The sequence below is a fragment of the Microcoleus sp. A6-C6 genome (assembly GCF_036705955.1).
GTDB lineage: Bacteria > Cyanobacteriota > Cyanobacteriia > Cyanobacteriales > Microcoleaceae > Microcoleus.
Map to the genome: position 1 here is coordinate 28,861 of NZ_JAUBVR010000003.1, position 20,926 is coordinate 49,786.

Here is a 20,926-nt window from a genome sequence, read left to right on the forward strand (position 1 = left end):
TCTTCCTGTGACGGGATTGGGAGGTACTGATCCAGACGGCTCGATCGCCTCCTACGCCATCAACACCCTACCACCAGTAGCCCAAGGAGTCCTGTTCCTAGGAGATCCGGCCAACGGTGGAGTTGCTGTCACCCCCGGTCAAGTGCTGACACCGGTACAGATTCAACAACTATATTTCCAATCCACAGGCAGCTTTACGGGAGCCAATTTCACCTACACTGCTACTGATAATTTAGGTCTCGCCAGCGCAGCGCCTGCGACTGCAACTCTCACAGCTCTGACACCCGCCAACCAACCGCCAGTTGCCAACCCTACCACTGGGTCGGTTCTTCCTGGAAATACTCTTCCTGTGACGGGATTGGGAGGTACTGATCCAGACGGCTCGATCGCCTCCTACGCCATCAACACCCTACCACCAGCAGCTCAAGGAGTCCTGTTCCTAGGAGATCCGGCCAACCGTGGCGTAGCAGTGACAGCAGGACAAGTCCTAACTCCGGCACAGCTTCAACAACTATATTTCCAATCCACAGGCAGCTTTACGGGAGCCAATTTCACCTACACTGCTACTGATAACCTCGGTGCGGTTAGTCCCGCTGCTACCGCTACAGTTGCTGCTTCTCCCGCGACGAACCAACCACCAGTAGCGACAAATACTAACCTCAGCACTCCGCCCAACACCAGCACATTAGTCACCGGATTAGCAGGAAGTGACCCCGATGGGTCGATCGCCTCCTACACCATCAACACCCTGCCACCAGCAGCCCAAGGAGTCCTATTCCTAGGAGATCCAGCCAACGGTGGTGTAGCGGTGACACCAGGACAAGTCCTAACTCCGGCACAGATTCAACAACTATTTTTCCAATCGACAGGCAGCTTTACGGGAGCCAATTTTACCTACAGCGCCACCGACAACCTCGGCGCAGTTAGTCCCCTAGCTAACGCTACTCTCGGTTTAACAGGAGCGACTCCCAACCAACCGCCAGTAGCGACAAATACTAACCTCACGGTAGGGCCAAACAGCAGCGCGCCGGTGCCGGGATTGGGAGCAAGTGACGATGGGTCGATCGCCTCTTACACCATCAACACCCTGCCACCAGCAGCCCAAGGAGTCCTATTTTTAGGAGATCCAGCCAACGGCGGCGTAGCGGTGACACCAGGACAAGTTTTGACACCTGCACAGATAGGACAACTATTTTTCCAATCCACAGGTAGCTTTACCGGTGCCAATTTTACCTACAGCGCCACCGACAACCTCGGCGCAGTTAGTCCCCTAGCTAACGCTACTCTCGGTTTAACAGGAGCGACTCCCAACCAACCGCCAGTAGCGACAAATACTAACCTCACGGTAGGGCCAAACAGCAGCGCGCCGGTGCCGGGATTGGGAGCAAGTGACGATGGGTCGATCGCCTCTTACACCATCAACACCCTACCGCCAGCGGCCCAAGGCATCCTGTTTTTAGGAGATCCAGCCAACGGCGGAGTAGCCGTGACACCAGGTCAAGTTTTGACACCGGCACAAATAGGACAACTATTTTTCCAATCTACCGGCGACTTTAGCGGAGCCACATTCAACTACAGCGCCACAGATAACCTCGGCGCAGTTAGTCCCCTAGCTAACGCTACTCTCGGTTTAACAGGAGCGACTCCCAACCAACCGCCAGAAGCCGACAATACTAACCTCACGGTAGGGCCAAACAGCAGCGCGCCGGTGCCGGGATTGGGAGCAAGTGACGATGGGTCTATCGCCTCTTACACCATCAACACCCTGCCCCCATCCGCCCAAGGAATCCTGTTTTTAGGAGATCCAGCCAACGGCGGAGTAGCCGTGACACCAGGTCAAGTTTTGACACCGGCACAAATAGGACAACTATTTTTCCAATCGACAGGCAGCTTTACCGGTGCCAATTTTACCTACAGCGCCACCGACAACCTCGGCGCAGTTAGTCCCCCAGCTAACGCGAATCTCGGTTTAACAGGATCGACCCCCACACCGACTCCAGCACCAGTACCAACACCCACTCCCACACCATTACCAATACCGACTCCAGCACCAACTCCCACACCAACTCCCACACCGACTCCCAACCAACCGCCAGCAGCCAACAATACTAACCTCACCCTAGACCCCAACAGCACCGCGCGGGTGCCGGGATTGGGAAAAAGTGACGATGGGTCGATCGCCTCTTACACCATCAACACCCTGCCCCCATCCGCCCAAGGAATCCTGTTTTTAGGAGATCCAGCCAACGGCGGAGTAGCCGTGACACCAGGTCAAGTTTTGACTCCGGCACAGCTAGGACAACTATTTTTCCAATCCACAGGCGACTTTACCGGCGCCAATTTCAGCTACAGCGCCACAGATAACAACGGCGCTACCAGTCCCCTGGCTACCGCTACTCTCGGTTCCACAGGAGCAACTCCCACACCAAATCCCCTGAACTTACCGCCAGTAACCAACAATGCTAACTTCACGGTAGACCCCAACAGCAGCGCGCGGGTGCTCGGATTGGGAGGAACTGACCCCGATGGGTCGATCGCCTCTTACACGATCAACACCCTGCCCCCATCCGCCCAAGGAATCCTGTTTTTAGGAGATCCAGCCAACGGTGGCGTAGCGGTGACACCCGGACAAGTCCTGACTCCGGCACAGATTCAGCAACTATTTTTCAAATCCACAGGCGACTTTACCGGCGCAAATTTCAGCTACAGCGCCACAGATAACAGCGGCGCTACCAGCCCCGCCACTGCTACAGTTGCCGCTATCTCCCCGACTTCCAACCAACCGCCATCGATTAACAATGTTAACTTCACGGTTCCGACTAACGGCATCGTGCAGGTGTTGGGATTGGGAGGAAGTGACCCCGATGGGTCGATCGTCTCTTACACCATCACCAGCGTCCCCCCAGCCAACCAAGGAGTCCTGTTCTTATCAGATCCAGTCAACGGCGACGTACCCGTGACAGCAGGTCAAGTCCTGACTCCGGCACAAATAGGACAACTATTTTTCAAATCCACAGGTGACTTTAACGGAGCAACTTTCAGCTACACCGCCACCGACAACCTCGGCAAAGTCAGCCCCGCTAGCGCTACTGTTGCTGCTATCTTGAGGCCAGTTGGAACTGTTCCCCCACTCACACCTACACCCACGCCAACGGCCGGAATCTCAAATCCGATCGCCGAACCAGATACCGACTGTCTGTGTCAGCCCATTCCTGAAAAACCGGGAATTAACTTTGCACCGCCACAGCAACCGCCCGCAGTGAGATTTGTCCGACCGATTTCGCAACTTGGAGAGGGACAAACCACCAAAGGAACCAATGGCGATGACTTGATCGCAGACACCAAAGGCAACCAAAAAATCCTCGGTTTGCAAGGCAATGACCTGCTTTTAGGTCAAAATGGCGCTGATGAAATTCACGGCGACGAAGGCAATGACACGATTTTTGCGGATACTGACACCGATATTGCCTATGGCGGCGATGGCAACGATATCATCCATGCTGGCAAAGAGAACGACTGGATTTCAGGAGACTTAGGCTCTGACACGCTGTTTGGAGATCAAGGTGCCGATACAATTTTGGGAGACAACGGCAACGATAACTCTCGCAGCGCTGCGGATAATCGTGATTTGATCTTCGGATGCGCTGGCAATGACATCATTAACGGTAACGAGGGAAACGATACTATCCATGCCGGCAAAGATAACGATATTGCCGTAGGAGGCAAAGAAAATGACCTCATCTGGGGCGAACTCGGCTCCGATACGTTGATTGGCGGCACAGGTTCCGACAGCTTGTTTGGTGGTTTCAGCGGCAAAACAGACCTCGACTTACAGGGACGCGACTTGCTCTATGGAGGCGACGGTAATGACTTCCTCAGCGGCCAAGAAGGCGACGATACGCTGGTTGCAGGCAAAGATAACGATCGCGCTTACGGAGGCAAAGGCAATGACCTGATCTACGGTCAATTAGGCTCAGATACCCTCTACGGCGGCGAAGGAGCCGATACTCTGCTCGGCGACAGCGGCAGTTCCCAGTCAATCGGGGATACCGGCGAACAAGACTTAATCTTTGGTGATACCGGCAACGACATTATCGGCGGCGGCAACGGTAATGATACCGTCCAAGCTGGCAAAGGCAACGATGGCGTTTGGGGCGGCAAAGATAATGACTTGATTTGGGGCGAACTCGGTTCTGATACCCTTGTCGGCGACAGCGGCGATGACACCATGTACGGCGGCGCTCGCAGTCGAGCTCAAGATGTCAACGGCCAGGACTGGCTCTTTGGTGGTGATGGTGCTGATGCGCTGTTCGGCGATGAAGCTGACGATACCATCAGTGGCGGTGAAGGCAACGACAAAATTTACGGCGGCAAAAATAATGACCTCGTACACGGAGATCTCGGCAACGACTTGATTTACGGCGGTGACGGTAGTGATGAACTCTGCGGTGGCGAGGGCAACGATACCATAAGCGGCGATCGCTCCGATAACCGGGGTTTCGCGGTGGGCGCAAACGACCAGCAAGACTGCATCAACGGCGGTGACGGCGATGACTTGCTCTACGGCAATGAAGGGCAAGATAACATCAACGGAGATGCTGGCAACGACACCCTCTACGGAGGTAAAGATAGCGACATTCTCAACGGCGGTGCTGGCGATGACTGGCTGTTTGGTGGCGCAGGCGAGGATACTTTAATTGGAGGGCTTGGGAGCGATCAATTTGTGTTGGGTGCTGACGGTGGCATCGATACTGTGATTAACTTCGAGGTAGGCGTCGATAAGTTTGTTTTGACTGGCGGCGTGAGTTTCCAGCAGTTACAATTTAGCGCCACTCCTGACGGTACGTTGCTGCGAGTCGCAGGAAGTGGTCAGGTTTTAGCGAATCTGGTGGGGGTTAATGGGGCGATCGGCTCCTTGGATTTCCTATCATCAAATCTCTTCCGTTCTGAGGGTTAGAATTGGCGGCGAAAGTCCGCTATTCTCATAACAAAACGCCACAGAAGTTGCAAGCTGCTGTGGCGTTTCCATCATTTTCAATACTCGTCTAAAACTCGACTTGAAGTACATAAATTGGGAGCATCTCATTAGTGAAAAAAGCATTTTTTATTATAGTGCGATCGGGACGCTGGCGAGTCTTGCACCGATCGCACTATTAAATGCAAGGTTGTCCCTTGGATGTCTTTGGTTGGTGTTCACGCGAGACTGCTATCCTAAAATTACAGCTTGGTGCGATCCACTGCTTGCCCGTCCCTCTTGGCAGCAAACGCAAGTAACGGAGGCAGACATGGCAGCTTTTGCAGCTCGGAGACAAAGTTTTTTGGCACAATCTGAAGTCTAATGAATAAATTAACTCTGGTGCGATCGCTCTTTTTCCTAGCTGTGTTCGCCTGCATCCAACTTCCCGTCGCAGCACTTACACAGCCGGCAAGTCGATCGGGCTATGAAACAATTAACCCCAAACAGTTCATTGCCGATCGCAAAATCACCGTCTCCAACCCCAAAGATATCGCTGCCAAACTCTTTATTCTCGATCGAGAATCTGAAGGCAGAAAAAGCGACCAAATTTCAGTTGAATATCCCACGCGAGACACCGCCGTAATTGTCCAAACTGTCATCGGTTTAGCTGACGATTCTGTTGCCGGAATGCGGCACCGCATCGAGCTCAGACTCAGGCAAAATAAATGGGAAATTGTCTGGATTGGCCGACAATCTCAGTGTCAACCAAATCGCGGACACCAAAATTGGGCAAGCGGGCGCTGTCTGTAGAAAGGTCGATCGGCTTTTTGCTTATTACCCATCAGCGCCTAGAAACCCGCACCGCAAAAGTTTGATGGTTTCTGAATAATCGCGATCGCCTGCACGATATCACCTGGGATGAATTGCCGATAATTAATTCGACCGAAATAGCCAAAGCACAGGGGATTTAAGCCCCCATCTTTAGGTGGATTGTTTTTAGGCCGGGGATTTAAGCTCCAGCCTAAAAACTTCGCTGTCAACTGTCAACTGTCAACTGTCAACTGTTAATCAGAAGTCTACTTGCACATGATCAAGTTTCCAGCCGAGATGAATCCGGGTACAGGGGCTGAAATCTCAACCCAATTGCGGTCTTCTCCATTCTTGTCTTTCACTAACTGGAAATTCGGCACTAGCGTTACTTGACCGTTAGCCGCTACGCCACCTTTAACAGCAGCAGTTTTTGAAGGCTCCGTGCGGATTGCTAGACCCTTCGGCGCTACGCGAGGTTCTACTTGGCGGCACAGACTGACAGGGCCCGTTGCAGGTGCAGGTGCAGGTGCTGGTGTCGGTGCAGGTGCTGGTGTCGGTGCAGGTGCTGGTGCTGGTGTCGGTGCTGGTGTCGGTGCTGGTGTCGGTGCGGGCGCAGGACTTGGACTGGGTGTCGGTGCCGGTGCTGGTGTCGGTGCAGGACTTGGACTGGGTGTCGGTGCTGGTGCTGGTGCTGGCGCTGGCGCTGGTGCTGGCGCTGGCGCTGGCGCTGGTGCTGGTGCTGGTGCTGGCGCTGGTGCTGGCGCCGGTGCTGGTGCTGGTGCTGGTGCTGGCGCTGGAGTTGCGCTTGCTGTTGTGCACGAAACTAAATTACTTTCGTCTTTGGGATATCCGCTAGCCACATACCCTTTGACGGGAGCGGTAATTTGAATCCAGAGGCGGCCGTCGGAGGCTTTAACAGAAGTAGCGCCTTGGAACAGCGTTACCTTAGTATTCATTGCTACACCGCCAACTCTCGGAGATTTGGGGTCTGGGTTCTGGCGAACGGTCAAACCTTCTTTGGGAGTGACTTTGCGACAAAGGGTGTCAGCTTGGGCTATTTGAAAGGTGGCGCTGTTTTCAAAGGAAATATTTTCAGCATCCTGACTGGTAGTGGATGTTGGTAGGGCGGCAATACCGATCGCCTGAGCCTGCAAACTTCCGGCTACGATCGCGATCGCGCCCAGGAATGCAGCGGGTTTGTTCCAGCAATTCAAATTTTTCATCCGTTCAACTCCTCACTTAACCACAATCATTATCTTAATTGCAGGCCAATATAGCAAAAAATAGATTTCTATTCCATACCCACGTTCACATAACATTTTTATGGGGATAAGTCAATTTTGATTTATATAGCTTAATATTTGGTGAGTTAAGCAAGGACAAATTAAGCTGCTACGCCGATCGATGGCTCGTTATGGCAGGGCAGGGGAGACTGAGAGTGGGAGAGAGTGGGAAAGTCAACAGTCAACAGTTTAAATGCGTCACCTGCGATCGCACCTTACTTAAAATTACCGCGAAAAATAGACAGTGGCAGCAAGTGGAAGAACGCCCAGATTCATCTGTAAAGTCAATTCTTGCATCTAAATTATCAAAATTTACTGATTTTAGTTTATCCTTCCAGAGAGCGGCTTTGGAGTCAATTTTTAGATCTAAAATCTCTAGTCTAAAATCTCAAATTGACTCAGTTTTTTTGCTTCAATCTATCAAAAGACTGATTTTTTATAAGAAGTCGTCGCCGGATAACCTCTATCTGGAGAATGGTTTAACCGATCGCCCAAATCGAGTAAAAATAGAATGTCATATCTGATTTTGTATTCTATGAAACTGAATTATTTTATCAAACGGATTTCGACCGTCGGGCGCTATCTAGCTGCAACTGTGCTTTGCGTGTCAGCGATGGCATTTGTTTGGCAGAGTTCGTTGTTCTCGAACACCGCAGCAATGGCCTCTCCTGCTGTAAGCTCGATCGCAGCAGCAGATTTGGGCGATCAAGTTCAAAACAAAGCGAGCACAGATGCTGGAAGAGCCAAGAACTTCATCCGAGATACAGAAGAGAAGGTGAAGGAAACAGCCAAGACAAATGCTGCTAAAGTCGATCGAGCATCAGAAGATGGTAGTGTGGCCGAGCGCAAAGCGAAGAAAGATGCCGCTACAATCGAGAAAAGAGCAGAGGAAGATTCTGCTCGCACTCAGAAAGCAGTAGATAACACCAAGAATGCTGTGGAGCGCGCTGTTGACAGCATCAAGGATGCTTTTAACTAGACAATCAATCAGATCGTGTTGACTCTCCCCACCACTGTCAAACAGGTTCCTAGTGAGGACTTTAGTCCTTCTTTTGAAAAATACTAAAGTCCTCACTAAAAACCAAAAGTATTAAAGGTTCGTAGTGAGGACTTTAGTCTTTCTTTTGGCAAATACTAAAGTCCTTACTAAAAACCAAAAGTATTAAAGGTTCGTAGTAAGGATTTTAGTCCTTCTTGTCCCAAATACTAAAATCCTCACTCAAAACCAATTCAATCGGGGTGATACTATTCGGACATGAGATCGTGTTTTTTCGCCCTTTTCTCATTCCTCGAAACCAAAAGCATCGCTCTGCATTGACAGAAACCTCTATACCGAACCTCAAACCGATCGCAATCCATCATTTAAAATTGCCGCAAAAAACGCAAATCGCTAGCATAAACCCGGCGAATATCGTCAATTTCATAAAGTACCATTGCGAACCGCTCCACACCAAAACCAGCCGCAAATCCAGTATATTTTTCTGGATCTAAACCGACTCCTTTAAGAACATTTGGATCTACCGCGCCGCAGCCCAAAACTTCCAGCCATTTGCCGTTCCACTGCAAATCAACTTCAGCAGAAGGTTCTGTAAACGGAAAGTAACTCGTGCGGAAACGAATTGGCAAATCTTGCCCGAACATTTGCCGCAAAAACTCTTTAATTGTGCCTTTCAAGTCAGTAAATGTCAGATTTTCACCAATTGCTAAAAGTTCGATTTGGTGAAAAACTGCTGCGTGAGTAGCATCCACAGTATCGCGGCGGTAAACGCGGCCGGGAGAAACAATCCGAATCGGCGGTTTGTGCTGTTCCATGTAGCGAATTTGCACCGATGATGTCTGAGTCCTTAGCAAGTCGCCACCGGGCAGGTAAAATGTATCTTGCATATCCCGCGCCGGGTGGTCGGGCGGAGTATTTAGCGCCTCGAAGTTGTAATAATCTGTTTCCATTTCCGGGCCGTTGGCGACGGTGTAACCCAGCCCGACAAAGATATCGAGAGCGCGGTCTATGACGGCATTTAAGGGGTGAATTCGGCCTTGGGGACTGAAAATCCCCGGCATGGTGACATCGAGGGTTTCTGAGGCTAATTTGGCTTGAATTTGGGCGGTTTGGAGGGCGGCGCGTTTGTCTTCTAAGTCGGCTTGGAGGGCTTCTTTTACAGTATTGGCGATCGCGCCTACTTTGGGCCGCTGATCGGCAGACAATTTGCCCATCATGCCTAAAATTTGAGAGAGTTGGCCTTTTTTGCCGAGGTAGCCGACGCGCAACTGTTCGAGTTGTTCGAGGGTATTCGCGGTGGCGATCGCACTTTTGGACTCGCTTGCGAGGGTTTCTAGTTGAGTTTCAATGTCGCTTAGTTGGACAGTCATCTTGATTTTAGATTTTAGATTTTAGATTTTAGCTAGACAGACGGGAATCCCCACACTATACCACTTCGGTTAGTGTGGGATGAAAGACTTGCTGAAGATGAGGATTCCAGACGCCCTGAGCCTCCTACGCCGTAAGCGTTGAGCCGTGAGCGTGTGGATGAGGACATCAAAGCACAATAAGTTCTTTATTGTTTTTAAAAGAATCCCCCACTCTAAATAAGTATAGTGAGGGAATTATTCTTTGAACTAATTTAAGTTCAACTCCTTACGGAGTGGTTTTCTTCGTCAATGTTTGTCCAGGTTTTCATCAGCAACACTTTCCCCTTAACTCCAGAGGTATGTTTAATTACTGACCGCAGTGTTCAGCGCTAGAAAACGGTTTACCAAACCTGTACGCTGAAGTGCCTATATATTCTGAACAAACGTAGCGACCAAGAGTTTAACGAGCCACTGAGACGGTGGGACACGCTCCCTAATTTCTTAAGAAGCCCACACGCTCGACGGTCTTCCGTTCAGTGTGTGGAGTTGTCACATTGATGGCAGTTTTGAGCCAAGCTGAGTTTAGCGCAATTTTGGCTCGACAGTCTTGGAGATTTTAGATTGTAGATTTTAGATTTTCGGTAGTTACGGATAATTCGTAATAGGTAATTGGATGTTAGAGCGATCGCCCTACTTGAATCTAGTTTAAGATTATTCTCAGGCCTCTAAAAATTTCAATGAAACTTTTAATTAGTAACGACGACGGCATCTTTGCCCAAGGCATCCGTAGCCTCGCCAACGCTCTCGCCGCCGCCGGCCACGACGTGAGTGTAGTCTGTCCCGACAGAGAGCGCTCCGCTACGGGCCACGGCCTCACACTACACCAACCCATCCGCGCCGAAATTGTCGAATCTGTTTTTGATCCCGCCGTCACAGCTTGGGCTTGTTCGGGCACTCCCGCCGACTGCGTGAAACTAGCTTTGTGGGCTTTACTTGACAAACCGCCGGATTTTGTGATTTCCGGCGTCAACCACGGGCCGAATTTAGGCACGGACATCATCTGTTCGGGCACGGTTTCGGCGGCAATGGAAGGAATCATGGAAGGCATTCCCAGCATTGCTTTCAGCCTCGCCAGCTATACTTCCCAGGAATTTGGGCCGGCGGTAGATTTCGCTGTCACCTTGCTGGGACAGTTGGAAAAACAGCCAATGCTGAAACCGATGCTGTTGAATGTCAACATACCAGCGGTTACACAAGCAGAAATTACCGGAGTTGCGATCGCCCGTCAAGGCATTCGCCGCTATTTCGACATATTTCAAAAGCGCACCGATCCGCGCGGCAAAACTTATTATTGGCTAGCTGGGGAATTGTTAGAAGATGTAGAAGAAACCCTAGATCTGGCCGTGCCGCATGATATTCCTACAGACGTACAGGCTATTCGCCACAACAAGATAACCGTTACTCCGCTGCAATACAATCTCACCTGCGCTCCCGACTTGCACTCGTTGCGGGATTGGCAATTTGAAGGTTTTCCCAAACAGTCAGCTCCGATCGACCCGATTCGAGCGGTAAACTAGGAATTAAGGAAAAGTGCCTATAAAGGTCTATGCCCCAGGCGTTAACGCAGGCTCTAAATTAGTTGTTGGTTTTTTACTCAAGAAAAACAGTTATGAACGCTCCCACCTATAACACTCATTCTGTCACTTGCCCGATTTGCCATCGTTCCAGCGTCGTGGGCCCAGTCGGAATGGTCAGCGGACTATTCACCTGTCCCCACTGCCATTCTCATATGGTAATTAGCTGGAGTGGCCATTTTGTCCGCGATCCTTTTAGTCTCAAACAATTGACGGTAGGAAAGATGCTCAGGCGAGAGAGCAGGCCACTAGCTCGCCTTCAGCGGGACTTTGGGCTGGGTAAGCATTTTCCGCTGCTGGCAATTTTGGGAAGCGTGGTATTTTTGGGATGTGCGATCGCCGCTACAGAACAATCGCTGCCCCGACAGAATTCATTTCAAGGGTTTGTAGAGTGGGTCAACGGAACTGGCAATTCTCAAGATGTCTCGCGTTAACATTTCTCAACAGTGTGACAGATACTCCGTGCAAACATCTATTCCTTTAGATAGAAATAAGGATACAACACTTACGCATTCCGACTCCGAGAAACCGGGTTTTTACCGTTTTGATGGGATTTAACGAATTATTTTCGTTAAAAACCCGGTTTCTGATCCCCGTGCGTAAGTGCTAGTGGTTTGAACTTATACCCATTTTGAAAAGTATGGCTGCTCTTAAGAATTGGTAATTTTCGATCGCTCAATAGACTTATTGCATAAATCTTTGATTGATAAGTCAACCGCAGATCTAGGCGGATCAACGCAGATGCAACGCAGATAATTTCATTCTTAGGAGAGTGCAGGAATGCAATCTTTGTAATTGAGAAATTAATTGAGAAACTCAGCAATTTTTCTAACTGCTGCTTCCAAAATTTCTGGTGACTCAACTAGGGCAAATCGCACGTAGCCTTCTCCTGATTTCCCGAAACCGGCGCCGGGGGAAGCTGCGACTCCTGTACTCTGTACTAGCTGAGTGCAAAATTTCACCGAATCCGAGGCCCAAGGTGCTGGTAGTTTCGCCCAGACGTACATGGTGGCAGGGGGTACGGGTACTTCCCAGCCGATCGCCCTAAGCGCATTTACAAAGGCATCTCGCCGTTTTCTGAAGGTTTGTACACTGGTGGTGACGGTATCTTGGGGGCCTGTTAATGCCGCACTCGCTCCGTTCAAAATCCCTAAATATTGGTTGAAGTCTACTGTGGCTTTAACTTGTCGCAGGGCTGCAATTAGTTCGGGATTGCCGATCGCATATCCGACTCGAAAACCTCCCATGCTGTAGGATTTGGATAGCGTGAAAAACTCGATCGCCACACTCTTATCTCGATCCGCCTGAAAAATCGACGGCGCCATCAATTTACGCAATTCCTCGATATCCGAGGGCGGGCGCGCACCATCCACCGCCCCTACGGAATCGTCAAACACCAAATCCACATAGGGGAAATCGTGCACTAAAACGAGATCATGTTGACGACAAAAAGCCACGGCTTTCTCAAAAAATGCCAGCGGGGCGATCGCAGTTGTAGGATTGTGAGGATAGCTCAAAACCATCATCTTCGATTGGGCTAATACAGGCATCGGAATATCTTCAAATACTGGCAAAAACTGATTTTCTGCTAATATTGGCATCGGGTAAATTTGACCGCCCGCCAAATACACACCGCCCGCGTGGGAAGGATAGCCCGGATCGAGCAGCAAAGCAAAATCTCCGGGGTTTAGTACAGCTAAAGGCATATGCGCCGTGCCTTCTTGGGAACCAATTAGTGGCAGCACTTCTGTTTCGGGATTGACTGAAATTCCAAATTTTTGTTCATACCAGCAAGCTGCGGCTTCTCGGAAAGAGCGGGTTCCGTTAAACAGTAAATAGCCGTGGGTGCTAGGATCGGATAGCGAAAGGGCGATCGCATCTGTAATGTGAGCAGCCGCTGGCAAATCCGAAGAACCCAGAGACAAGTCAATCACATTTTGTCCGGCGGCTCTGGCTAGAGTTTTCGCCCGATCCATGTCGGCAAATACATTAAATTTGAGGGGTTCTAAACGTTGGGCAAATTGCATATTTTTGTAAGTTTTGGCGATATTAATAAATCATTTTAAATCGCTGAAAAATGATTCTTTTTGATGGTTCTTTAGAGAATGTTTTTTAACCGCAGAGAGCGCAGAGGGCGCAGAGTCAGAGAGGAAGATTGAGGAGAAAAGAGAGATGTTTACAAATTCTTTGGGATTGTTATAGTTGTGACTTGGGAGTTGGAAACTCCCGAATCAATTCAAAATTTTATAAGTGACCGTCGAGCAAACCGATCAAAGTTTGTTTAGTAATCGCTCCCTCATGGGAAAGGACTACTTCGGCATTTTTAAACAGTCTCAGTGCTGGGACTCCTTCTACTTTATACTGCTTGACAGTATTCGGATTAGGGTCAATTTCCATTTTAACCACTTTCAGGTCGCTGTAGTTGGCAGCCACCCAGTCTATCGAAGGCGCAATCAGTTTGCAAGGCCCGCACCAAGATGCCCAAAAATAGGCAAGCACTGGTTGCTCTGCTTTCAGAACTTCTGTTTCAAATTTTTCGTCGTTGATGACAATTACACTGTTGCTCATGATTTTACGATGATTTTTCCTGGTTGGTTATTTATAAAAAAGCACGGGCGGGCTTGAAATTTGCACTAATTTAGAAGAGGGACACAAAAACTGTTACTAATTTTAAAACATTCTGTGAATTTATTGAGTAGAAACTCAGGATTTGAGACTGATGGCTAATTCTGTATGGCGTTTAATTCCGCTGCTGCAAGCGTCTGGTAGTGTGCAGATGGCGATCGACCAATGGCTGCTACAACAGCATCTAGCGGGGAAAAATCCGCCAACTCTGCGATTTTACACCTGGGCACCGGCGGCGATTTCCTTGGGCTACCATCAGCAGCGGTGGCCTGAGTTTTGGCAGCATTTGTCCTGGGAGGGAACGCCTGTGGATTTGGTGAGGAGGCCTAGCGGTGGGCGCGCCGTGCTCCACCAGGGTGATTTAACTTACGCAGTTGTGGCGTCGGGATTTGGCAGCAGTCGCATGAAAGCTTATCAGACTATTTGCGAGTTTTTGATTGAGGGTTGGCGGGCGATGGGTGTGGATTTGCACTACGGGGAAGCTGGGCGCGGTTATATTCACAATCCGAATTGTTTTGGTACTGCTACGGGTGCGGATTTGGTTACACCTGATGGCGGCAAGTTAATTGGTAGCGCGCAATTGCGCCGGGGTGATGCTATTTTGCAGCATGGTTCGATGCGTTTGCGATCGGATATTGGTTTGTTTTCTCAAGTTTTTGGGGAGGAATTAATTCCTGTGAAGTTACCTTTATTTCAAGGGGGAGATGATTTAATCGCCACTGTAATTGATGCTTTGAGTGCGGCGGCTTGTCGGTGTTTTGGGATTGACTTGGAAGTGCGGCCGCTTTCGGAGGAGGAATGGCAGGATATTTCGGAATTTAACACAAAAAACTCTATTTGTCGGTAGGCATTGCCAGCTATATCTAGGTAGTGCGAACAGTAAAAGATATATTTTCTAGCACTACATTAGGAATATTTCCTGCACCTAAAACCTGTGTACCATCTAAAACTTCTATCCCTACCAATAACTCATTTTTACCAATATTTAAAGCAATTTTGTCAGTTAACTGTAATCACACTGATGCTTACCTTCTACAAGCCTAATGTAGAGAGCATCAATTTCTGAATCATAACTAATCTTCATAAAATTTTACCTCAAAAATCAAAAGTATCGATCGCGCTCGCCGACTCTTGACCACTAAAATGAGGGCGATCGCTACTTTTTTCTGATTCTACGATTTTAGATCGGAGTAAGATACTTTGTTAACGAGAGACACAATTTCTGCTATTTTTGCTGAAACTATTGTGGGCGGGCAGACAATCCAGCCCAAAAAGTTAGATTGAAATGCTTTACAGCTTATGGTTTCGGATCAGTTTGAACTTGGACGATCGGCTGTTTGGCAATTTTGGCCAATTTCACCGCATCGAGCAAGCTTTCCCAATCAGAATCCAGCACTGTATCCGAAGGGCGATCGCGGCGAGCAGCAGCTAAATTGCTGAGAGCATCTTGCCAAATCCCATTTTCAGCATAAATCGCGGTTTTTCGGCGCGGATCTGCCTTTTCTAATTGACTGCGGATATCTGCACTGAGTTCAACTCGGCGTACAGTACCGATGTCGAGCAGATCTGCCGATCTATCTTCAGCCTCGCAAATCACTGTAAAATTCCAAGTGTAATTTTTGCCTACTTCCAACGGAGGCACATTTTTGTTAGCGGGGATGCTAACGCCGATTACTCCTGATAAATTGGTAACTGTGAGAGTCTGTTTATAAATCTCGTTCCCGCTGGGATCTAGTAGGATGAATTCGGCTGATTCCGCCTTTGTTGGAGGCAAGTAGAAAAAGAATGTTGGATAGTCAGAAACAGTCCGTCCGATTTTATTTTCAGGGACTAAGCCTGTGAGATTTATTGGATTTAGCTGACTGTTGCGGCAGTTACCGCGAGTCGATCTGCCCGATCGAGGGGGCGATTGATCCATATCTTCAGGGGGCTGAGTGAAACGCGGCCCTCCCGGTACAGTTTGGCGCGGCTTACCACTGCCCCCCAACCCACTTGGCAGCTCTTGTGCCAGACTTACAAATTGGCAAGTCTGAAATGCTCCTATCAACAATAGGGAAGAAAATACCAGCCATTTTAGTGTGAATTTAGTCATTGTTTTCCTAGCAGTTGTATGATTGTTTCAAGATATTTTGTCAGTTGTTATTTTTTCGATCTTTTTTCTCCCAAGACTCGGTAGACATCAACTTTTTTATCCCTGCCTTTTAAAGGTAAAGCTCCCCAAGATTCTACCTCAAATTTTCCCTCAAGATGCACTAAAGTTTCTTCGGCAATCAAGATGCGGCAGGTGTCCTCTTGCCGATTTTTTTCACAGCTTTCTAGGCGAGAAGCGATATTGACACTATCGCCGATTACTCCATATTCTAAACGGGTTTTACCGCCCAAACTGCCCACCATCACAGGCCCTGTAAAAATTCCGACTCGCATTTTTGCTGGCGGCAAACCCCGATCGCTCCAACTTTGATTCAGGGCTGGTAAGCACGCACTTATAGCTACAGCGCAAGATACGGCAAGGCGAGCATCTTCGGCAATTTCTTCGGGAGTTGTGCGGGGAATAGGCACGCCGAATACAGCCAGCATTCCATCTCCGGTAAATTTATTAATCACCCCTTGATGTTTTTGCACTTCCTGGGCCATTGCTGATAAATATTCATTTAACCAAGGCATTACTACTTCTGGCGGTAGTTGTTCGGAAATGGTGCTAAAACCCTGCAAGTCAGTCATGATCATTGTAGCAGTGAGTCTTTGCCCTGGCAATAGCCCCGACTGGAGGAGATGGACGCGCTCTTTCCATAGCGCATTGGCGATCGCCGGTGAAGTTTGCTGTCCTAATAATTTCATCACAATTTCTTGCTGCTGCTTTGACTGCTGGTACTTGTATGTGATGATCACTCCTAAGGTGATTAAAAATCCCAGTGTCGGCCCTGTCACAGATATCCACCCTTGTTGAGTGAATAGAAAAAATGTGAATCCCCATAATATGCCGCCAAGTGCGATCGCGCTCACCATGAAATTGAGCGTATTTTCTAGCCTCCAAGCTAAACAGCCGCCAACTCCTACCCAAACAGCGAGCCAAAGCATTTCTTGCCATTCATCCCAAAACCAAAATAGCTTTTTACCGTCTAAAACTGCGCTGATAATTTGGCTAGTTGCTGTTGCATGAATCAATACCCCAGCCATCATGCGGTTGTCGCTGGCACTAGCGCTATAAGGGGTAGAAAAGACATCTTTTACAGTTGGAGCTGTAATCCCGATTAGCACTATTTTACCCTTCACCAAATTGGGGTCAAGTTTTCCCTCCAAAACTTGAGTTAGGGTCACGGTTTTTGCTATATTTTCAGGAGAGCGATAATTAAGCATAATTTGATAGCCTCGATCGTCAATAGTCTGATAACCTCCTGAGTACGATCGCAGTAGCGGAAAGACTGTTTCTCCGAGCTGAATTTCTTTATTTTCTGTGACTTTTGTCTTGACTTTCTGGCTGGTTAGATAGTTAAAAGCTAGTACCATAGAAAATGAGTTAGTAGTCAATTCTTCATCGGGAAGAAACATCAAATTTCGGCGAATTATACCGTCTGGATCGATGATTAAATTGTTAAATCCTCTGCGTTTTTTGGGTATGTTGGGAGGTGGCAGAGCTCGATCGTACTCTAAGTTGCCGATGAAAGTAATGGCGATGACTTTGGGGTTTTTGAATTGAGCAGTCAATTCTGCGTTTCCCGGTTCGTAGGGGATATCGCGGATTATATCCAAACCAATCACGGTGGGTTCGAGACGCGCTATTTCGGCGATCGCTTTTGCTAAAACGCGATCGGAAATTGGCCATTTTTTTAGAGCATGAATGTCCTTTTCTGTGACTGTCACTACCAGCAACCTCGGGTCAGGCCCTGCATCGGGGCCCAACTGCACCATCAGGTCAAAAAATTTTAATTCCAAGGGCTGCAACCAACCTAAATGTCGCACTCCTAAGAGAGTTCCTGTCACGACAATGCAGGTGATGGCAAGAGGTTGTAAGTCAGCGAATGGGAAGGAGAAACTTAACTTTTTCCAACTCCAACGTTTCTCTCCCAATTGATGATCAAATATCTTAAAAAGATTGGGCATGAGAAATCTTTTAACCATCTTTGACAAAATCTGCTAAGTAGGCGGTCATGATTAACGGAGAAATTCCATCGGTCATAATTTCCTGACAGCAAGGAAATTAGATTTTTAGGTTTAACGTTTAGTTTATTTCTGCACACCTATTTACACCTGAAGTTGTGACTAATCTCGATGATTCATGCCAAATTTTTAATTAATTTTCTTGTACGGTTTTAGCGATCGCACTTAGCTGCAATCCTTGGGGATAACTGTTCTCTGCTTTGCTGCGCTTGATGTCGGCTTCGGAAATCTGGGGTTTGAGGTATTTTGCCAAAACTTTCACCACGTCGCCCCGATCGATCGTCCCTACGACTGAACCAATGGGCGAGAGGACAATGATTCGCGGGAGTTGGCGGGCTTCCATGCTGTTAATCACGTCTGCGATGGATGCTTTTTCTGAGACTGTGGGGGTTTTTTCCAGGGGCTTCAAAATGTTGTGCAATGTCTGAATTTCCCACTGACTGCGCTCTGTGCAGCGGATATCGTCGATCGACACTAAGCCCAAATCCCGCCCGTTGGTCGCAGCGATGTAAAATGGAAACGGATTGACTTCTAATAAATAGCGATCGGCAAATTCTCGCAAAGTCAAATTTGCATCGACAACTCGAAACTCGCGGCTCATTGCATCGGCGGCCTTAGTTTTGATCAGCGCTTCTTGCAACGAAGTAAAGCGGCTGTAGCTACTAGCATTCCGAATCGCAAACCAGCCGATCAGCGCAATCCACAAACCGCCGTACTGGCGCGCTAACACACATAAACTGACACCGAAAGCAACGGCCAGCCAACCCAAAACTTGTCCTGTTTTTGCCGCCCAGCGAACGCCGGCAAATCGAGAGCCGGTGATTTTCCAAATTGCTGCTTTTAAAACTTGTCCTCCGTCCAAAGGCAGACCGGGAATTAAGTTAAATAATCCCAAAACAAGATTGATTACTGCTACCTTTTCTGTGATAATTGATAGCAAACTTGTCGGGGGGAAAACTTGAGAACCCAAACCGAGGATTAAAAACAGCGCGAAGCTGACGAGAGGGCCCGCAATAGCTACTTGAAAAGCTTGACCGGGAGTTTTTGATTCCGAGTCGATCGAAGCTACTCCGCCAAATAAGAATAGAGTAATAGAATTAACTTTAATGCCTTGGGACATCGCCGCCAAGCTGTGTCCGAGTTCGTGCAAGAGCACGGAAGCAAACAGCAGCAAAGCTATTGCCAACCCGGCACTCCAGGAGAGCGCAGGCCCCCACAAGCGGTAACTGCTGGCGTATTCGCGGGTTGCGAGGGCTAAAATTATAAACCACGAATAATCTATGAGTAGCGGAATGCCAAATAATGAGCCGATTCGCCAACCTGTCTGCATGAAATTTTCCTGCCGCATGAGAGGAAGAAAGAGTTTCTATTATATCTTTTTATACCTCTTGCCTTCCCCTTCCCGTGATTTTTAAAGCACTCCGGCGTTACCCAAGCCCAAGATTACTCCAGCCCCGATCAAGTGGCCCAAGCTGGTTGTGGCTAGCAATTCTGGGATGCCGAAGCCTTTGAACATTCCTGGGACTGCAACGGGTAAGGCTGGGCCCTTGCCTCGGTTTTGCTTGTTTATGCCGTAGTAGCCGATCGCGATCGCCAGCAAATTGCATATAATCATTGTCAGTCCTACCATTGGTGTCCACTCCACCGTTAAGGCAGTTGCAGATGGTACGGCTAACAGCAAAGATGAGTTAATCATGTTCTTATGCTCCTGATTTCAGAAATATATTGAGTTCCAGAATTATAAAAAGCGTTTTGCATTAAACTAAGATTTGTTTTAATAGTTAACAATTCCTTGATATTTTGATACAAAGAAAGGAACGGAGGAGCCGGAGTGCGGGTTAAAATTTGTGGAATTACCAAATTAGACCAGGGAATTGCGATCGCAGCTTTGGGAGCCCAAGCTTTGGGGTTTATCTGCGTGTCGGCTTCCCCGCGCTATGTCAGCCCTCAAACAATTCGCTTGATTGTTGAGCAGTTGCCCGAAAATGTCGATCGCATTGGCGTGTTTGCTAATAGCACAATAGAAAATATCTGTCAAGTAACGGCAGAGTCAAATTTAAGCGGGGTGCAGTTGCACGGAGATGAAACAGCGGAATATTGCGATCGACTGCGCGAGTTTTTGCCGGGAATTGAAATTATCAAAGCTTTGAGAGTTAAGACTGCTGAAACTTTAGCCACGGCTGCAATTTACGCCCTTTGTGTCGATACTTTACTGTTGGATGCTTACCATCGAGATCAACTCGGCGGTACTGGCAAAACTATAGATTGGATGATGTTAGCAGAGTTTAAACCGCCTTGTCCTTGGCTGCTGGCGGGCGGTTTAACAGCGGATAATATTTTAAATGCAATCGATCGCACCAGAGGCAATAAATTCAGCGGTGTTGACCTTTCTAGTGGCGTAGAAATAGCGCCGGGAGATAAAGATTTGACCAAAGTTGCTCAGTTGTTCGATAAATTAAAAGCTTTCAAATAAACAGTCCTGAACGTATAAAAAATATGTAGGGTGCGTATTGCGCGAGAACCCGATAAAAAAATGCCTTTTCTCTCTTGCTTCTTGCTTCTTCCCTGGGAGTTACTCCCACGCCGCCTCACCCACGCTTTTTCAACTATTCCCGATTTCACCGATTTACTGGTTACAGCTATGCTCGCCCTAGTTTACAGTGCGATCGCCCTTCCCATCGGTTTTTGGTCGGGATTTCTGAAAGTAGACGTGCAAACTTCTCGGCGTATAATTGCTGGAGCACTCGTGGGCTGTTTGTTGAGTCCCGGTATCACCGAGGAATTATTGTTCCGGGTGTTAATACTGCCGCACCCGTCTGAGAATGCTTCTGGCTTAATGCTGTGGTTTTGGGGATGCTTGAGTTTGGTGCTGTTTGTAGTTTACCACCCGCTGAACGCGCTGACTTTTTATCCGATCGGTCGATCGACCTTTATGAATCCCGTGTTTTTGCTACTGGCGGCTGTTTTAGGGGTAGCGTGCTCCATCGCATACCTGCTCATCGGTTCTATCTGGCCTGCGGTGGCGGTTCACTGGCTCGCAGTCACAGCTTGGCTGCTGCTATTGGGCGGTTACAGGAGGCTTTATGGTTAAATGTACACAGTCCAGCATCACT

Annotated in this window: 18 protein-coding genes; 9 read left to right on the forward strand and 9 right to left on the reverse strand. The window is 48.5% G+C overall.

Going from position 1 to position 20,926, the window contains the following annotated elements:
- The 3 genes from QUB52_RS02575 to QUB52_RS02585 all read left to right on the forward strand — a co-directional run.
- Positions 1 to 4,957, forward strand: a 4,957-nt coding sequence (locus tag QUB52_RS02575) for a beta strand repeat-containing protein (RefSeq protein WP_332976103.1), incomplete at its 5' end; no start/stop codon positions are given.
- 100 nt (positions 4,958 to 5,057) lie between these two features.
- Positions 5,058 to 5,339: a hypothetical protein gene (locus tag QUB52_RS02580; protein WP_265235733.1), complete on the forward strand. Its 282-nt coding sequence runs from the start codon at positions 5,058 to 5,060 to the stop codon at positions 5,337 to 5,339.
- A complete protein-coding gene (locus tag QUB52_RS02585; RefSeq protein WP_265235734.1) occupies positions 5,339 to 5,767 on the forward strand; it encodes a hypothetical protein in 429 nt (142 codons plus the stop codon). The genes QUB52_RS02580 and QUB52_RS02585 overlap by 1 nt, the downstream gene beginning before the upstream one ends.
- 266 nt (positions 5,768 to 6,033) lie before the next feature.
- Here the strand turns inward: QUB52_RS02585 and QUB52_RS02590 are convergent, their stop codons facing one another.
- On the reverse strand, positions 6,034 to 6,990 hold the full coding sequence (locus QUB52_RS02590) for an SH3 domain-containing protein (RefSeq protein WP_265235735.1): 957 nt from the start codon (positions 6,988 to 6,990) through the stop codon (positions 6,034 to 6,036).
- 571 nt (positions 6,991 to 7,561) lie between these two features.
- On the opposite strand from QUB52_RS02590, the gene QUB52_RS02595 reads away from it, so the two are divergent.
- Entirely contained in the window at positions 7,562 to 8,029 is a 468-nt protein-coding gene (locus tag QUB52_RS02595) for a hypothetical protein (protein ID WP_332976105.1), read from the forward strand.
- A gap of 383 nt (positions 8,030 to 8,412) precedes the next feature.
- Here QUB52_RS02595 and pheS read toward each other — a convergent pair whose 3' ends face one another.
- A complete protein-coding gene (gene pheS / locus QUB52_RS02600) occupies positions 8,413 to 9,417 on the reverse strand; it encodes a phenylalanine--tRNA ligase subunit alpha (protein WP_332972350.1) in 1,005 nt (334 codons plus the stop codon).
- Between the two features lie 716 nt (positions 9,418 to 10,133).
- Between pheS and surE the strand changes: the two genes are divergently transcribed.
- Together surE and QUB52_RS02610 are read left to right on the forward strand one after the other, a co-directional pair.
- Positions 10,134 to 10,973, forward strand: coding sequence for a 5'/3'-nucleotidase SurE (gene surE / locus QUB52_RS02605; protein ID WP_265235738.1), 840 nt, complete (start codon positions 10,134 to 10,136; stop codon positions 10,971 to 10,973).
- A 92-nt stretch (positions 10,974 to 11,065) separates the two neighbouring features.
- Complete coding sequence (locus tag QUB52_RS02610; protein WP_265235739.1) at positions 11,066 to 11,464, forward strand: hypothetical protein; 399 nt, start codon at positions 11,066 to 11,068, stop codon at positions 11,462 to 11,464.
- A 369-nt stretch (positions 11,465 to 11,833) separates the two neighbouring features.
- Here the strand turns inward: QUB52_RS02610 and QUB52_RS02615 are convergent, their stop codons facing one another.
- Entirely contained in the window at positions 11,834 to 13,057 is a 1,224-nt protein-coding gene (locus QUB52_RS02615) for an LL-diaminopimelate aminotransferase (protein ID WP_332972351.1), read from the reverse strand.
- A 217-nt stretch (positions 13,058 to 13,274) separates the two neighbouring features.
- On the reverse strand, positions 13,275 to 13,598 hold the full coding sequence (locus QUB52_RS02620) for a thioredoxin family protein (RefSeq protein WP_265235741.1): 324 nt from the start codon (positions 13,596 to 13,598) through the stop codon (positions 13,275 to 13,277).
- 151 nt (positions 13,599 to 13,749) lie between these two features.
- Between QUB52_RS02620 and QUB52_RS02625 the strand changes: the two genes are divergently transcribed.
- Complete coding sequence (locus tag QUB52_RS02625; RefSeq protein ID WP_332968174.1) at positions 13,750 to 14,502, forward strand: lipoate--protein ligase family protein; 753 nt, start codon at positions 13,750 to 13,752, stop codon at positions 14,500 to 14,502.
- Positions 14,503 to 14,658: 156 nt separating this feature from the next.
- On the opposite strand, the gene QUB52_RS29200 is transcribed toward QUB52_RS02625, so the two are convergent.
- The 5 genes from QUB52_RS29200 to psaK form a co-directional block, all read right to left on the reverse strand.
- Positions 14,659 to 14,739 (reverse strand): DUF2283 domain-containing protein, encoded by an 81-nt coding sequence (locus tag QUB52_RS29200; RefSeq protein WP_332971241.1) that lies wholly within the window; start codon positions 14,737 to 14,739, stop codon positions 14,659 to 14,661.
- Positions 14,740 to 14,952: 213 nt separating this feature from the next.
- Complete coding sequence (locus QUB52_RS02630) at positions 14,953 to 15,747, reverse strand: DUF928 domain-containing protein (RefSeq protein WP_265235743.1); 795 nt, start codon at positions 15,745 to 15,747, stop codon at positions 14,953 to 14,955.
- Between the two features lie 47 nt (positions 15,748 to 15,794).
- Positions 15,795 to 17,756 (reverse strand): CHASE2 domain-containing protein, encoded by a 1,962-nt coding sequence (locus QUB52_RS02635; protein WP_332972352.1) that lies wholly within the window; start codon positions 17,754 to 17,756, stop codon positions 15,795 to 15,797.
- Between the two features lie 190 nt (positions 17,757 to 17,946).
- Positions 17,947 to 19,143, reverse strand: a complete 1,197-nt coding sequence (locus tag QUB52_RS02640; protein WP_265235745.1) for a site-2 protease family protein — start codon at positions 19,141 to 19,143, stop codon at positions 17,947 to 17,949.
- Between the two features lie 81 nt (positions 19,144 to 19,224).
- Complete coding sequence (gene psaK, locus QUB52_RS02645) at positions 19,225 to 19,509, reverse strand: photosystem I reaction center subunit PsaK (RefSeq protein WP_265235746.1); 285 nt, start codon at positions 19,507 to 19,509, stop codon at positions 19,225 to 19,227.
- Positions 19,510 to 19,644: 135 nt separating this feature from the next.
- On the opposite strand from psaK, the gene QUB52_RS02650 reads away from it, so the two are divergent.
- Positions 19,645 to 20,286: a phosphoribosylanthranilate isomerase gene (locus tag QUB52_RS02650; protein ID WP_265235747.1), complete on the forward strand. Its 642-nt coding sequence runs from the start codon at positions 19,645 to 19,647 to the stop codon at positions 20,284 to 20,286.
- Between the two features lie 60 nt (positions 20,287 to 20,346).
- On the forward strand, positions 20,347 to 20,904 hold the full coding sequence (locus QUB52_RS02655) for a CPBP family glutamic-type intramembrane protease (protein ID WP_332972353.1): 558 nt from the start codon (positions 20,347 to 20,349) through the stop codon (positions 20,902 to 20,904).
- The last annotated feature ends 22 nt before the right edge of the window (positions 20,905 to 20,926 follow it).